14 protein-coding genes are annotated in these 15455 nt (G+C 52.1%); 9 read left to right on the top strand and 5 right to left on the bottom strand.

What is annotated here, in order from left to right; translation table 11 throughout:
* The first annotated feature begins 39 nt into the window (after positions 1–39).
* Both FDX14_RS21995 and FDX14_RS21990 read left to right on the top strand, forming a co-directional pair.
* Positions 40–576 (top strand): helix-turn-helix domain-containing protein, encoded by a 537-nt coding sequence (locus FDX14_RS21995; protein ID WP_137350246.1) that lies wholly within the window; start codon positions 40–42, stop codon positions 574–576.
* Positions 577–655: 79 nt separating this feature from the next.
* Complete coding sequence (locus tag FDX14_RS21990; protein ID WP_042308264.1) at positions 656–2617, top strand: peptidase U32 family protein; 1962 nt, start codon at positions 656–658, stop codon at positions 2615–2617.
* Here the strand turns inward: FDX14_RS21990 and FDX14_RS21985 are convergent.
* From FDX14_RS21985 to FDX14_RS21970, 4 genes are all read right to left on the bottom strand, one after another.
* Positions 2614–2844 (bottom strand): DUF2554 family protein, encoded by a 231-nt coding sequence (locus FDX14_RS21985; protein ID WP_042308265.1) that lies wholly within the window; start codon positions 2842–2844, stop codon positions 2614–2616. The two genes, FDX14_RS21990 and FDX14_RS21985, sit on opposite strands and share 4 nt — an antisense overlap.
* A gap of 189 nt (positions 2845–3033) precedes the next feature.
* A complete protein-coding gene (locus FDX14_RS21980) occupies positions 3034–3159 on the bottom strand; it encodes a DUF2474 domain-containing protein (RefSeq protein ID WP_064507023.1) in 126 nt (41 codons plus the stop codon).
* Entirely contained in the window at positions 3159–4169 is a 1011-nt protein-coding gene (gene cydB / locus FDX14_RS21975; RefSeq protein ID WP_061381297.1) for a cytochrome d ubiquinol oxidase subunit II, read from the bottom strand. Before cydB ends, FDX14_RS21980 begins: the two co-directional genes overlap by 1 nt.
* Positions 4169–5572 (bottom strand): cytochrome ubiquinol oxidase subunit I, encoded by a 1404-nt coding sequence (locus FDX14_RS21970; RefSeq protein ID WP_137350245.1) that lies wholly within the window; start codon positions 5570–5572, stop codon positions 4169–4171. Before FDX14_RS21970 ends, cydB begins: the two co-directional genes overlap by 1 nt.
* A 213-nt stretch (positions 5573–5785) precedes the next feature.
* Here FDX14_RS21970 and FDX14_RS21965 point away from each other — a divergent pair, with 213 nt between their 5' ends.
* The 7 genes from FDX14_RS21965 to patD all read left to right on the top strand — a co-directional run bounded on the left by FDX14_RS21965 (position 5786) and on the right by patD (position 14045).
* Positions 5786–6793: a stealth family protein gene (locus FDX14_RS21965; RefSeq protein WP_137350244.1), complete on the top strand. Its 1008-nt coding sequence runs from the start codon at positions 5786–5788 to the stop codon at positions 6791–6793.
* Between the two features lie 144 nt (positions 6794–6937).
* Positions 6938–8347, top strand: coding sequence for an aminotransferase-like domain-containing protein (locus FDX14_RS21955; protein WP_042308272.1), 1410 nt, complete (start codon positions 6938–6940; stop codon positions 8345–8347).
* 329 nt (positions 8348–8676) lie between these two features.
* Positions 8677–9822 carry a putative ABC transporter substrate-binding protein YdcS gene (gene ydcS / locus FDX14_RS21950; protein WP_042308274.1) on the top strand — a complete coding sequence of 382 codons (1146 nt, stop codon included), beginning with the start codon at positions 8677–8679 and terminating at the stop codon, positions 9820–9822.
* A 16-nt stretch (positions 9823–9838) separates the two neighbouring features.
* Positions 9839–10855, top strand: a complete 1017-nt coding sequence (locus FDX14_RS21945) for an ABC transporter ATP-binding protein (protein ID WP_137350243.1) — start codon at positions 9839–9841, stop codon at positions 10853–10855.
* Positions 10856–11800 (top strand): ABC transporter permease, encoded by a 945-nt coding sequence (locus FDX14_RS21940; RefSeq protein ID WP_061381299.1) that lies wholly within the window; start codon positions 10856–10858, stop codon positions 11798–11800.
* A complete protein-coding gene (locus FDX14_RS21935; RefSeq protein WP_003020204.1) occupies positions 11790–12596 on the top strand; it encodes an ABC transporter permease in 807 nt (268 codons plus the stop codon). Before FDX14_RS21940 ends, FDX14_RS21935 begins: the two co-directional genes overlap by 11 nt.
* Before the next feature lie 21 nt (positions 12597–12617).
* A complete protein-coding gene (patD, locus tag FDX14_RS21930; protein ID WP_061381300.1) occupies positions 12618–14045 on the top strand; it encodes an aminobutyraldehyde dehydrogenase in 1428 nt (475 codons plus the stop codon).
* Between the two features lie 195 nt (positions 14046–14240).
* Here the strand turns inward: patD and FDX14_RS21925 are convergent, their stop codons facing one another.
* Entirely contained in the window at positions 14241–15365 is a 1125-nt protein-coding gene (locus FDX14_RS21925; RefSeq protein WP_137350242.1) for a multidrug effflux MFS transporter, read from the bottom strand.
* Positions 15366–15455 lie beyond the last annotated feature (90 nt).

The raw sequence follows: 15455 nt of genomic DNA, 5'->3' as shown, positions 1-15455 counted from the left end.
AGCTGTAGCCTTGATAAGGAAGGGCGAAGGAGGAGAAATATGGATAACTTAACTCACTATCTGGCGACGACGCTCAGAACGCTACGCCACCAGCGGGAATGGAGTCTCTCGCGTCTGGCGGAGGAAACCGGCGTGTCAAAAGCGATGCTGGGGCAGATTGAGCGCAATGAATCCAGCCCTACAGTGGCGACCTTGTGGAAAATCGCCACCGGGCTGAATGTCCCATTTTCGACGTTTATTTCACCACCTGATTCAGAGGGTTCCTCGACTTTTGATCCCCAACACCAGGCGATGGTCGTCACGCCGCTGTTCCCGTGGGATCCTCAGTTGTGTTTCGATCACTTTTCGATACTGCTGGCACCCGGCGCGCTCAGTGAATCCACGCCACACGAAAGCGGTGTTATAGAGCATGTAGTGGTGATTAGTGGTCTACTGGATATGTGCATTGATGGTCTATGGCGTACCATTAAAGCCGGTGAAGGTGTCCGTTTTGCCGGTGATACGGCCCATAGTTACCGTAACAGCGGTGAACAAACGGTTCACTTTCATTCGCTGATCCATTACCCGCGCAGTTGATCGGGAAAACTATTCCGAAATGCCGCGCTTGTGACTACAATAGCCGCCATTTTTACCGCTTGTGGATGGTAACAACTGTATGCGCCAGCAACCTCATCACCTTGAATTGTTAAGCCCGGCCCGGGATACCGCCATTGCGCGCGAAGCCATTTTACACGGTGCAGACGCCGTTTACATTGGCGGACCGGGATTTGGCGCGCGTCATAACGCCAGCAACAGCCTGAAAGATATCGCCGAACTGGTGCCATTCGCTCATCGCTTCGGGGCGAAAATCTTTGTGACGCTGAATACGATTTTGCACGATGATGAACTGGAGCCCGCACAGCGATTAATTACCGATCTGTACCAGACCGGTGTTGATGCTCTGATTGTGCAGGATATGGGGATTCTGGAGCTGGATATTCCCCCCATTGAGCTGCATGCCAGCACGCAGTGTGATATTCGCAGCGTCGAGAAGGCGAAGTTTCTGTCTGATGTCGGATTCACCCAGATTGTCCTGGCGCGGGAACTGAGCCTTGAGCAGATTAACGCCATCCACCAGGCCACGGACGCGACCATTGAATTTTTCATTCACGGTGCGTTGTGCGTTGCCTATTCAGGTCAGTGTTATATTTCACATGCGCAAACCGGGCGTAGCGCTAACCGCGGCGACTGTTCCCAGGCTTGCCGTTTGCCGTATACCCTGAAAGACGATCAGGGGCGCGTGGTGTCCTATGAAAAACACCTGCTATCGATGAAAGATAACGATCAGACCGCCAACCTCGGCGCGTTGATTGATGCAGGCGTGCGTTCCTTCAAAATTGAAGGGCGCTATAAGGACATGAGCTATGTGAAGAATATTACCGCGCATTATCGTCAGATGCTCGACGCCATCATTGAAGAGCGCGGCGACCTGGCCCGTTCATCAGCCGGACGCACCGAACATTTCTTTACCCCCTCCACGGAAAAAACCTTCCATCGCGGTAGCACCGATTATTTTGTCAATGCGCGTAAGGGCGATATCGGCGCGTTTGACTCGCCAAAATTCATTGGTCTGCCGGTTGGTGAAGTCCTGAAGGTCGCGAAAGATCATCTGGATGTTGAGGTCACCGAGCCGCTGGCGAACGGCGATGGTCTGAACGTGTTAATCAAGCGTGAGGTGGTTGGTTTCCGTGCCAATACCGTTGAAAAAACGGGGCACAATCGATATCGGGTGTGGCCGAATGAAATGCCAGCCGATTTGCACAAAGTGCGTCCGCATCATCCGCTGAACCGTAATCTCGATCATAACTGGCAGCAGGCGTTAACCAAAACCTCCAGCGAACGTCGTATCGCGGTTGATATTGAGCTGGGTGGCTGGCAGGAGCAGTTGATCCTGACACTCACCAGTGAAGAGGGGGTGAGCGTTACTCATACGCTGGACGGTCACTTTGACGAAGCGAACAATGCAGAAAAAGCGTTGAGCAATCTGCAGGATGGTCTGGCCAAACTTGGACAAACGCTTTATTACGCCCGCGATATTCAGGTTAATCTGCCGGGGGCGCTGTTTGTGCCAAACGGTCAACTCAATCAACTGCGACGTGAAGCTGTCGATATGCTGGATGCGGCGCGTTTGCAAAACTATCAGCGCGGCAGTCGCAAACCGGTTTCACAGCCTGCGCCGGTGTATCCACAAACTCATCTGAGCTTCCTGGCAAACGTCTACAACCATAAAGCGCGTGAGTTTTATCACCGTTATGGCGTTCAGTTGATTGACGCGGCCTATGAAGCGCACGAAGAAAAGGGCGATGTGCCGGTGATGATCACCAAACATTGCCTGCGTTTTGCGTTTAACCTGTGCCCGAAACAGGCGAAAGGAAACATCAAGAGCTGGAAAGCCACACCGATGCAACTGGTAAACGGCGATGAAGTTCTGACGCTGAAATTTGATTGCCGACCGTGCGAAATGCATGTAATCGGCAAGATGAAACATCACATTCTGAAGATGCCGTTGCCGGGCAGCATCGTCGCTTCCGTCAGTCCTGAAGATCTGATGAAAACATTGCCGAAGCGCAAACCTTAACCCTGGTGAGTATCGGGTTTGCGTGATTTTTGCCAGTAATGATGTTCGCGAAGATCGGCGGCGGATTCTTCCGCCGTCACGCGCAGCTCATCGCTGTCGGCGGTGTGCCGTAATACGTGATCGGCATTCTGCACCTGAAGATATTCATGCCCCTGATTGGTTGCGAGAAGTTGACCTGAAAAAAGCGCGCTGGCCAGCAATAACACCGTTAATCCTTTCTTAAACATCTTGCACCCTCTGGTACGTTAGCAACGGAAGTGGCGATAATTTCACCTAGTGACTATTCAATATTTTAATCGGTGAAATGGCAATCTCTGTTTTGCCAGTGAGATGTTTTTTGCATTTTTGTTTGGTTAACGTTGGGATTTGTTACAACCGGGAAGCATCGCGCTGCCCGGTTGTTTTCAGGGAGAGTCTCAGGACTTAAAGCCAGCAGCCGTCATCAGTAAACGAAAGAACATACCGACGGCGGCCAGGGCCAGCACGCTGCCACCCCAGAGGATCACTAGCCACATCAGGCGTTTCCAGATTGATTGTTGCATCAATGATACCCCTCACCATGTTGAACTTTGCCGCGGAAAACGTAGTAGCTCCAGGAGGTATATACCAGGATTATCGGGATAATCAGTAGGGCGCCAACCAACATAAAGCCTTGGCTTTGCGCTGGCGCTGCTGCCTGCCAGAGCGTAATGGACGGCGGAATAATATGCGGCCATATGCTGATCCCCAGACCGCTGAACCCAAGGAAGATCAATCCCAGCGTCAAAACAAACGGTAGTGCATGGCTGTGTTGTTGGTCCAGTGAGCGCCACAGCCACATACTGATCAACAGCACCAGCAGCGGAACCGGCATCAGGAACCACAGGTTGGGCAGGCTAAACCAGCGCTCGGCAATCGCACTGTGCGCCAGCGGCGTCCACAGGCTGATGATGGCGATAACAACCAGCATCGCCAGCAACAGTTTTTTGGCCACGCGGCGCATTTTATCCTGCAACGGATTTTCGCTTTTCATCACCAGCCATGTTGCTCCCAACAGGGCGTAGGCCACGACCAGCCCAACACCACAGAACAGCGTGAACGGGGTCAGCCAGTCGAAAGGACCACCGCTGTAGCTGCGTCCGGTGACAGAGAATCCGTTAAGCACGGCACCTACCACGATGCCCTGAGTGAATGTCGCCAGAATTGAGCCGCCGAGAAAAGCTTTATCCCAGAATGGTCGATGTGCTGGCGTGGCATTAAAGCGAAACTCAAAAGCGACGCCGCGAAAAATCAGGCCGAGCAGCATCAGGGTTAGCGGGATCGTCAGCGCATCGACAATCACTGCATAGGCCAGGGGGAAAGCGCCGAATAATCCGGCCCCGCCCAGTACCAGCCACGTTTCGTTGCCGTCCCATACGGGGGCGACGCTATTCACCATCACATCACGGTCATCAGCATCCTGAATTGCAGGAAACAAAATGCCGATACCGAGATCGAAACCATCCATCACGATGTACATCAACGTGGCGAACACGATAATGACAAACCAGATAACTGATAAATCGATACCCATTAGCGGTGAGCCTCCGGTTGAGAATCAAGAACTGCAGCAGAAAGCGGTCGTGCAGGCGTGCCGGATGGCGGCGTTGACGGATCATCTTCCTGAGGCCCTTTACGGATCAGGCGAATCATGTAGCTGTAACCGACGCCAAACACTGAGCTGTACACCACAAAGAATGACAGCAAGCTGATGCTCATATGTAGATCGCCATGCGCGGATACTGCATCTGCGGTACGTTGCAGACCGTAGACCACCCACGGTTGACGGCCAACTTCAGTGGTTACCCAGCCAGCCAGTATGGCAATCAGACCGGAGGGACCCATCCATAATGCAAAACGCAGGAAAGGATGTGAGGTGTATAGCCGCTGCTTGTAACGTAGCCGCAGGGCGATCGCGCCCAGCAGGATCATCAGCATGCCTAGCCCTGCCATAATGCGAAACGACCAGAACACCATGGTTGAGTTGGGTCGATCTTCTTTAGGAAACTCTTTTAGGGCCGGGACTTGTTTATCCAGGCTGTGGGTCAGGATCAGACTGCCCAGCGCCGGGATCTCCAGTCCATAGCGGGTACGCTCCTGTTCCATATCCGGCCAACCGAACAGCAATAGCGGAGTAGGTTCACCGGGCGGATTTTCCCAATGTCCTTCAATCGCCGCAATTTTTGCTGGCTGGTGTTTCAGCGTATTCAAACCGTGCATATCACCAATCAATGCCTGTAACGGGGCGACGATTAATGTCATCCACAGCGCCATTGAAAACATAGCGCGAATAGCTGGCGTATTGTTTCCGCGCAGCAAATGCCACGCCGCAGAAGCCGCGACAAATAACGCGCTGCTGAGGAAGGCGGCTACAGACATATGCAGCAAACGATAAGGGAATGAGGGATTGAAGATAACGGCGAACCAGTCGACGGGAACAACCTGCCCATTAACGATTTCATAGCCTTGCGGCGTCTGCATCCAGCTGTTGGAGGCGAGGATCCAGAAGGTAGAAATAATGGTACCCAGTGCAACCATACAGGTCGCGAAGAAGTGCAGGCCAGGGCCCACGCGATTCCAGCCGAACAGCATTACTCCAAGGAAACCCGCTTCGAGGAAAAAGGCGGTTAACACTTCATAGGTCAGTAGCGGTCCGGTGATACTCCCGGCGAACTCGGAAAAACCGCTCCAGTTGGTGCCGAATTGATAGGCCATCACCAGCCCGGAAACCACGCCCATACCAAAGTTTACGGCGAATATTTTGGACCAGAAATGATATAGCGAGCGCCAGGTGGGATTTTTCGTTTTTAACCATAGTCCTTCGAGCACTGCCAGATAACTGGCGAGCCCGATGGTAATGGCCGGAAAGATAATGTGGAAGGATACCGTAAACGCGAACTGGATCCTCGCCAGGTGAAACGCGTCAAGACCGAACATGCTTAACTCCGCAGGCAAAATTGATTTGGCGCAATTCTAAGCCTGGGAAGCAATAGAGGGCAGAAACAGAACAGTTCTTTTTAACCATAACAGTTGCACTATTGCTATGGTTTTCACAAAAGCAGGGACCTTCAATGTTGATGCCTTGATTAGTTCAAAAAGTGAATTAGCACTTTGTTATATTCGCCGCAAATAATTCATTGGAACAATAAAATGAGCGGAATCGACTTTGTCGTTTTGTGGGTTGACTCAAGTGATTTAGTCTGGCAGGCTAGTTTTTCCCAACATAAAGCCGCGTGTTACCACGATGAGGGTGCTATACATCCGGCACGGTTCAGGGATATGGGTATCTTTAATTATTGGTTCAGATGTGTTGAAAAATATGCACCATGGGTCAGGAAGATACATTTAGTTACATGCGGACAAATTCCTGCATGGCTTAATGTTCATCATAAGAAATTAAATATCGTTTTTCATGAGCAGTTCATCGAAAGTAAGTATCTGCCTACCTTCAACTCAAATGCGATAGAACTTAATATCCACAAAATTAATGATTTGAGTGATAAGTTTGTGTTATTTAATGATGATACTTTCATCACGGCACCGCTGAGCGAAAACTTCTACTTTGATCACGGTAAACCTAATGACTTTCTGATTTTAAAGAGAAATCCACCAACCAATAAAGATGACCTTATCATGAGTTCATCAGATTTTCTCAATGTCAGCATCTTAAATAGCCACTTTAGTAAACATGTTACAATGCGAGAGAATAAGAGTAAATATTACAACATGTGTTACAAAAGACGACTATTGAAAAATTTTTCTAACAGAAAAGAGAAGTTTTTTGAAGGCTTTTACAGCCGACATATTCCACAGCCATTTTTGAAAAGCACATTTAATGAGATATGGCAGGTAGAAGAAAAACTGCTGAGAGAAACGATCAGCAAGAAATTCAGAGAGCCTTTGTGCTTAACGCAATATTTATTCCGTTACTGGCAACTGGCTAAAGGAACGTTTAACCCACAAAATCCCCTAAAGAGAGGGAAGTATTTTAATTTGTCTTCTAAAAGTATCAATGATGCTATCAAAACGCTAACCGATGGAACCGCTCAGGTCTGCTTTAATGATACAGAAATACTTAATGATTTTGATGCTGTGACCAATAAGTTGCGAACAGCCTTTGAGAAAAAGCTCAGTGAGAAATCAGAGTTTGAGCTTTAAAGTGATCGCTGCGCACCTTTCATAAAAAATCTAACCGTTATGAAATCTAATCAAATTTTGGTCATAACAGTTATAAAAAATGTCTTGATTATGTAAACTGATATACACAGTGGTTGTCACCAACACCGGTAATCAGGACGAAACATGAAAAAGTACCAGCGACTGGCAGAGCAAATTCGCGAGCAAATCGCGTCTGGCGTATGGCAACCCGGCGATCGTCTGCCTTCTTTGCGTGAGCAGGTGGTCAGCAGCGGGATGAGTTTTATGACCGTTGGCCATGCCTATCAGTTGCTGGAAAGCCAGGGCCGGATTATTGCCCGGCCACAGTCGGGTTACTATGTTGCCGCACGTCCCGAACGCGAGCTGGCAGCGCCGCCAGCGCAGGTGATGCGCGACGAAGCGGTGGATATCAACACCTACATTTTTGATATGCTACAGGCCAGTCGGGATGCGTCGGTGATGCCATTTGCCTCTGCGTTCCCTGACCCGCGTCTGTTCCCCCTCCAGCAGTTAAACCGCTCGCTGGCGCAGGTGAGTAAAACGGCCACGGCGATGAGCGTGATCGAAAACTTGCCTCCGGGGAATCAAGAGCTGCGCCATGCCATCGCCCGCCGCTATGCCCAACAGGGGATGACTATTTCACCTGACGAAATTGTGATCACCACCGGTGCGCTAGAAGCCCTAAACCTGAGCCTGCAGGCGGTCACCGAGCCGGGTGACTGGGTAATTGTCGAAAACCCCTGTTTTTATGGCGCATTGCAGGCACTGGAGCGATTACGTCTGAAGGCGCTGTCTGTTGCCACTGATGTTAAAGAAGGGATCGATCTTACCGCGCTCGAGCAGGCATTGCAGGAGTATCCGGTAAAAGCGTGTTGGTTGATGACCAACAGCCAAAATCCGCTGGGGTTTACGCTCAGCGCAGAGAAAAAAGCGCATCTGGTCGCATTACTGGAGAAATATCATGTGATGCTGATTGAAGATGATGTTTATAGCGAACTGTACTTTGGTCGAGAAAAACCGCTCCCCGCCAAAGCCTGGGATCGCAGCGATAGCGTTCTGCATTGTTCATCATTCTCAAAATGCCTGGTGCCCGGATTTCGTATTGGCTGGGTGGCGGCAGGGAAACATGCCCGGCGCATTCAGCGACTCCAGCTAATGAGCACCTTATCCACCAGTTCCCCCATGCAGCTTGCTCTCGTGGACTATTTGTCAACCCGACGCTATGACGCGCATCTGCGCCGTTTACGCCGTCAACTTGCAGAACGCAAACAGCAGGCCTGGCAAACGCTACTGCGCCATCTTCCGGCGGAGGTCAAAATTCACCACAACGACAGCGGCTATTTTCTGTGGCTCGAACTGCCGGAACCGCTGGATGCGGGAGAGCTCAGTACGCAAGCGTTGGCGCACCACATCAGCATTGCGCCGGGGAAAATGTTCTCAACCTCGGGAAGCTGGACACGTTTCTTTCGCTTTAATACCGCATGGCACTGGGGAGAACGCGAGGAACTGGCGGTGAAACAGCTTGGAAAATTAATTCGCGAAATGATGAAATAAAATCTAACGCGCTATTCAATATAAAAGAATAGTGCGTTCTTATTTTCGAAATAGAGAATACCGAACCCTGATGTTATTTATATCGGGTGCTACCATACAAAAAATCAATAGTTCTTACTATTGCCACCTCTACGCCTAACTCCTTGTCTATACTCCAGAAGATTAAAACACCCGGTCAGAATCAGTAGCGTAATGAGCGTTAGCTCACAACCTGATTAAATTTCCTTGCGCCAGCAGGAACGCTTAGCACACCCCGACTATTTTTAGGAAAGGACATATATTTACGGCAAGGCTGCCGCTCAATATTTTTTCGACAGGAGTAAGATGTTATGAGCAAGCAATTTGCCCTCAGTAGCCTGTGTGCGCTCAGTATGACGCTGATGACTGCACAGGCAGCCGAACCCCCTACATCATTAGATAAACCGGAAGGCCGCCTGGATATTATTGCCTGGCCGGGTTATATCGAGCGCGGACAAACCGATAAACAATATGACTGGGTCTCGCAGTTTGAGAAAGATACCGGCTGCGCGGTCAATGTTAAAACGGCGGCCACATCTGATGAGATGGTCAGCCTGATGGCAAAAGGCGGCTACGACCTGGTGACCGCGTCCGGTGACGCTTCACTGCGTCTGATTATGGGTAAACGCGTGCAGCCGATTAACACTGCGCTGATCCCAAACTGGAAAAGTATCGATCCACGCGTGGTGAAAGGCGAGTGGTTTAACGTTGGCGGAAAAGTATATGGCACCCCGTATCAGTGGGGACCAAACTTGCTGATGTATAACACCAAAACTTTCCCAACACCGCCAGATAGCTGGAACGTGGTGTTTGTTGAGCAAAAACTTGAGGATGGAAAAAGCAATAAAGGACGCGTGCAGGCCTACGATGGCCCGATCTATATCGCCGATGCCGCGTTATTCGTTAAAGCCACCCAGCCGCAATTAGGCATCACCGATCCCTACCAACTCACCGAACAGCAGTATCAGGCGGTTATAAAAGTCCTGAGCGATCAGCATGCGCTAATCCATCGCTATTGGCACGATACCACTGTGCAAATGAGTGACTTCAAAAACGAAGGCGTGGTGGCATCCAGCGCCTGGCCTTATCAGGCTAACGCCCTGAAAGCAGAAGGTCAGCCTGTTGCCACGGTATTCCCAAAAGAAGGGGTTACCGGTTGGGCTGACACCACCATGCTGCATAGTGCAGCGAAACACCCGGTGTGCGCTTACAAATGGATGAACTGGTCATTAACCCCGAAAGTACAGGGCGACGTAGCCGCCTGGTTTGGTTCTCTGCCAGTGGTGCCTGAAGGATGTAAAGCCAGCCCGCTGTTGGGTGAAAAGGGCTGTGAAACCAACGGCTATAGCTACTTTGACAAAATCGCCTTCTGGAAAACGCCAATGGCGGAAGGTGGCAAATTCGTTCCTTACAGTCGCTGGACGCAGGATTACATCGCCATTATGGGCGGTCGTTAATTCCGCTGGGGGTTTTATGACGTACGCAGTAGAGTTTCATAACGTCTCGCGTCTGTACGGGGATGTTCGTGCAGTTGATGGAGTGAGTATTGCGATTAACGACGGGGAGTTTTTTTCTATGCTGGGGCCATCCGGCTCCGGCAAGACCACCTGTCTGCGCCTGATTGCCGGGTTCGAGCAGCTTTCAGGCGGCGCAATCACCATTTTTGGAAAACAAGCCAGCGAATTGCCGCCCTGGGAGCGGGACGTCAATACGGTATTTCAGGATTACGCGCTATTCCCACATATGTCGATCCTCGACAACGTTGCTTACGGGCTGATGGTCAAAGGGATTGATAAAAAACAGCGTCACGCCAAAGCCCGTGAGGCGCTTGATAAGGTCGCACTCGGTTTTGTTCATGAGCGCAAACCGTCACAGCTTTCCGGCGGACAACGTCAGCGCGTGGCGATTGCCAGGGCCTTGGTTAATGAGCCACGCGTCCTGCTGTTGGATGAGCCGCTCGGGGCTTTGGATCTTAAGTTGCGCGAACAGATGCAATTAGAGCTGAAGAAGTTACAGCAATCTCTCGGTATCACCTTCATTTTTGTCACTCACGATCAGGGCGAAGCGCTGTCGATGTCTGACCGTGTGGCGGTGTTTAATAACGGTCGCATCGAACAGGTGAACTCGCCGCGTGAACTGTACATGCGACCGCGTACGCCGTTTGTGGCAAGTTTCGTCGGGACGTCCAATGTCTTTGATGCCACGATGTCAGCGAACGTTTGCGGGCTACAGGGAATGTTTTCCCTGCGTCCGGAACACATTCGTCTGAATGATATTGGGGGAGAAGTCCAGGCTCCGGGCGTTATCCAGGCGGTGCAGTACCAGGGCGCGGCGACACGGTTTGAACTGAAACTCGCCGGCGGTGAAAAGTTGCTGGTTAGCCAGGCGAACCTGACGGGAGAAATGCTGCCCTCAACGCTGTCGCCGGGTCAGCAGGTGATGGCATCGTGGTCACGCGACGTGATGGTGCCGCTGGTTGAGGAGAGGTGAATGGCTATGAACGTCTTACCTTCGCCATCGCAACCGACAAATCTGAACAAGATCTCCGGTTTCTTCTGGCGTAATCCGGGGCTGGGGCTGTTTTTACTGCTTCTCGGGCCGCTGATGTGGTTTGGCATCGTCTACTTTGGCTCACTGCTGACGCTGTTGTGGCAAGGTTTTTATACCTTCGACGATTTCACCATGTCGGTTACGCCGGACCTGACGCTGGCGAATCTGCAGGCGCTGTTTAATCCCGCCAACTACGACATCATTTTGCGTACCCTGACGATGGCGATAGCGGTCACCATTGCCAGCGCGATTCTGGCGTTTCCAATGGCGTGGTATATGGCGCGCTATACCAGCGGCAAAATGAAAGCCTTTTTTTACATTGCGGTGATGCTGCCGATGTGGGCCAGCTACATTGTTAAAGCCTACGCGTGGACGTTACTGCTGGCGAAAGACGGCGTGGCGCAGTGGTTTTTAACCCATCTTGGGCTGGAGCCGCTGCTGCTTTCGTTCCTGACGCTACCTGCTGTTGGCGGCAATACGTTGTCGACCTCAGGGTTAGGGCGCTTTCTGGTGTTCGTCTACATCTGGTTGCCGTTTATGATCCTGCCGGTACAGGCCGCATTGGAGAGGCTTCCTCCGTCACTGTTACAGGCTTCCGCTGATTTGGGCGCACGCCCTCGTCAAACCTTCCGCTATGTGGTCCTTCCGCTGGCAATACCCGGTATCGCGGCGGGATCGATCTTTACCTTCTCTCTGACGTTGGGCGACTTTATCGTGCCGCAACTGGTGGGACCGCCGGGGTATTTCATCGGCAACATGGTGTATTCGCAACAAGGGGCGATCGGCAATATGCCGATGGCGGCGGCATTTACTCTGGTGCCGATTGTGTTAATCGCACTGTATCTGGCGTTCGTGAAGCGTCTGGGAGCTTTCGATGCACTCTGAACGCGCACCCTGGTTACTCAAACTGGCGGCATGGGGCGGGGTTATTTTCCTGCACTTTCCCATCCTCATCATCGCCACCTATGCTTTTAATACTGAGGAGGCTGCTTTCAGTTTTCCACCGCAGGGGTTAACGCTGAAGTGGTTTAGCGTTGCGGCACAGCGTAGCGATATTCTGGAATCAGTGACGTTGTCACTTAAAATCGCTGCGTTGTCGACGGCCATTGCTCTCGTTCTGGGGACGCTGGCCGCTGCCGCGCTGTGGCGTAGGGACTTTTTTGGCAAGAGTGCAATATCGCTGTTGCTGCTGTTGCCAATCGCGTTACCGGGGATCATCACCGGTCTGGCGCTGTTGACGGCGTTTAAAACCATCAACCTGGAACCGGGTTTTCTCACCATCGTGGTGGGGCATGCGACGTTTTGCGTGGTGGTGGTGTTTAACAACGTAGTGGCGCGTTTTCGCCGTACCTCATGGAGTCTGGTTGAAGCGTCTATGGATCTTGGCGCCAACGGCTGGCAAACCTTTCGTTACGTGGTGCTGCCGAACCTGGCATCGGCACTGCTGGCAGGAGGGATGCTGGCGTTTGCCTTGTCATTTGATGAAATCATCGTGACAACGTTCACTGCCGGACATGAAAGAACACTTCCTTTGTGGCTGCTCAATCAATTGGGTCGTCCACGAGATGTGCCTGTCACCAACGTTGTGGCATTGCTGGTAATGCTGGTGACTACACTGCCAATTTTAGGGGCCTGGTGGCTAACGCGTGAAGGCGACACTCTCGCCGGAAACGGTAAATAAACGACGATATGGGAAATTGCTATGCAACATCAATTACTGATTAATGGCGAGCTGGTCAACGGTGAAGGTGAAAAGCAGCCGGTCTATAACCCTGCCACTGGTGAACTGATTCTGGAGATTGCAGAGGCCTCAGCCATGCAGGTTGATGCCGCGGTCCGTGCGGCCGACCATGCATTTGCCAGTTGGGGGCAAACCACACCGAAAGTGCGTTCCGAGTTACTGCTGAAACTGGCGGATGCTGTCGCGGATAACGCGCAAACATTCGCTGAGCTGGAATCGCTCAACTGCGGTAAGCCGCTGCACTGTGTGCTCAACGATGAAATTCCGGCCATCGTCGATGTTTTCCGCTTCTTCGCCGGGGCAGCCCGCACCCTGCAAGGCCAGGCCGCCGGAGAGTATCTGGAAGGGCATACGTCAATGATTCGCCGGGATCCGCTGGGCGTGGTCGCCTCCATTGCGCCGTGGAACTACCCGCTGATGATGGCGGCGTGGAAACTGGCTCCGGCGCTGGCGGCGGGGAACTGCGTGGTGATTAAACCGTCGGAAATTACCCCATTGACGGCGCTTAAACTGGCCGAGTTTGCCAAAGATATTTATCCGGCAGGCGTTGTTAACGTGCTGTTTGGTCGCGGTAAAACGGTGGGGGATCCGCTGACCGGACATGAAAAAGTCCGCATGGTTTCGCTAACCGGCTCAATTGCCACTGGCGAACACATTATTCAGCACACCGCGCCGTCAATTAAGCGCACACATATGGAACTGGGCGGCAAAGCCCCGGTGATCATTTTTGATGATGCGGATCTGGATGCGGTAGTGAGCGGCGTGCGAACCTTTGGTTATTACAACGCCGGACAAGACTGTACCGCCGCTTGTCGAATCTATGCCCAGAAAGGCATTTATGACGCGTTGGTTGAGAAACTCGGCGCGGCGGTTGCCAGCCTGAAAATTGGCGCGCCGAACGACGAATCGACGGAGCTGGGACCGGTAAGTTCGCAGGCACATCTTGATCGCGTGGCCAAAGCGGTCGATGAGGCCAAAGCCCTGGGGCATATCAAGGTTATCACCGGTGGTAAAAAAGTGGATGGTGCAGGCTACTACTTTGCCCCAACGCTGCTGGCCGGGGCGAAGCAAGAAGATGCCATCGTGCAGCGGGAAGTTTTTGGTCCGGTGGTCAGCGTGACCGTATTTGATGATGAAGACCAGGTACTGGCGTGGGCGAATGATTCGAAATACGGACTGGCATCTTCCGTCTGGACCCGGGACGTCGGACGCGCGCATCGGTTCAGCTCTCGTCTGCAATATGGTTGCACCTGGGTCAATACCCATTTTACGCTGGTCAGCGAGATGCCGCACGGCGGGCAAAAACAGTCTGGTTATGGCAAAGATATGTCGGTGTACGGACTGGAGGATTACACGATTGTTCGCCATGTCATGATCAAGCATGAGTGACATTTTAAGCGTGAATATCTAATGCGGCACGGATAGCTAAAAATCAGCAAACGGGTGTCTATACTATTCGCGCCACTGGCCTCGTCGCCATCGGACGGCGGTAAGTTGGAAATATCCGCGAGGTCAGGCTAATTGATACGACAAAGCCCCAGTTTAACGCCGGGGCTTTGTGCTTTCAGGTATACCGTCCGGTTATTAGCGGCGCAAGCTGCAAAGCCAGGCTAGTAGCGCACAGACGCTCAGCACCAGCCCCAGTTGTTGCACCATGCCAGCCAATCCCAGCATCATTCCCAGTAACAGGTAATAGCTTAACCCGAACAAAGCACCGGCGGCCCCGGCCTGTTCACGATATCGACGCAGAGCCTGGCTCAATACATTGGGAATGGCGATACCATAGGCCAGTACCACCCCAAACACCGGTATCAGGATCCATGCAGTATGCTGTAGCCACCACGCCGCCAGACCTGACAACACGGCCAGCGCGCAAGCATGACGTACCAACTGTTCCGGCGTCAGACCGGTAGTTAACAGCCGCCGATTCAGCAGGCTCCCCGACAGCGAAGCCAGCGCAAGTAACACTCCTGTCCAGCCAAAGGCTCTGGAACTCCATCCCAACTGCCCGAAAAGAAATGGCGCCAGGCTGTAATAACTAAACAGCATGGTATTTAACAACGCGACCAGGATGGCATTTTTCCACAGCTCACTGTCTCGCGCCATACGGGGAAAGAGCACCGTCATCCGTGGGCGGACCGTATTCTCCGGCCTTGTTTCCGGCAAAAGGGTTGCTGTCAGTATGAGCAGTAATATCGCCAGTAAAACAAGGGCAACGAATACACCAACATGACCATAGAAGCTTACCACCCAGCCTCCGCTTAGCAGGCCAAAAACCGGACTCAGTGCCAGCGCGGCACCCATCACAGAAAAGACGCGGGATAGCGTGGTTGATTCATAACTGTCCCTCAACATGGTCTGTACCACGACTGACCCGGCAGCCGCTCCGATGGCTGACACCATCCGCGCCAGTAGCAACACGTTGAAATTGGTGGCAACAATGGCCAATGCGCAACCTGTGCTGTAGCAGATAAGTCCTGCCAGCATCGCCCGCCGTCGCCCGATACTGTCGCTCAGCCAGCCCCATATCGTCACACCGACGGCGAAGGCAACAAAGTAAACGGAGAGTGTTTGAGCCGCACGTTCACTGCTGATGTGAAAAGCGCTGGCTATGCCAGGCAATGCCGGGCTGTAAATGGTTTCCACCAGTTGTGGGAACATAATCAGTAGAGTAAGGAGCCACAGCGGCGGGCGACGAAGAATATTCATAGCAATATCCGTAGAGACCGAAAACAGGCGGGCATTATTGCTGAAAGGGGTGTGTCTTATTACTATTAGCAGGACTTTAAATATCAAAAA

The sequence above is a fragment of the Citrobacter sp. wls710 genome (genome assembly GCF_005281115.1).
Lineage (GTDB): Bacteria > Pseudomonadota > Gammaproteobacteria > Enterobacterales > Enterobacteriaceae > Citrobacter > Citrobacter werkmanii.
The sequence above is the reverse complement of the archived record's forward strand: the minus strand, read 5'-3'. Positions and strand labels throughout refer to the sequence as shown.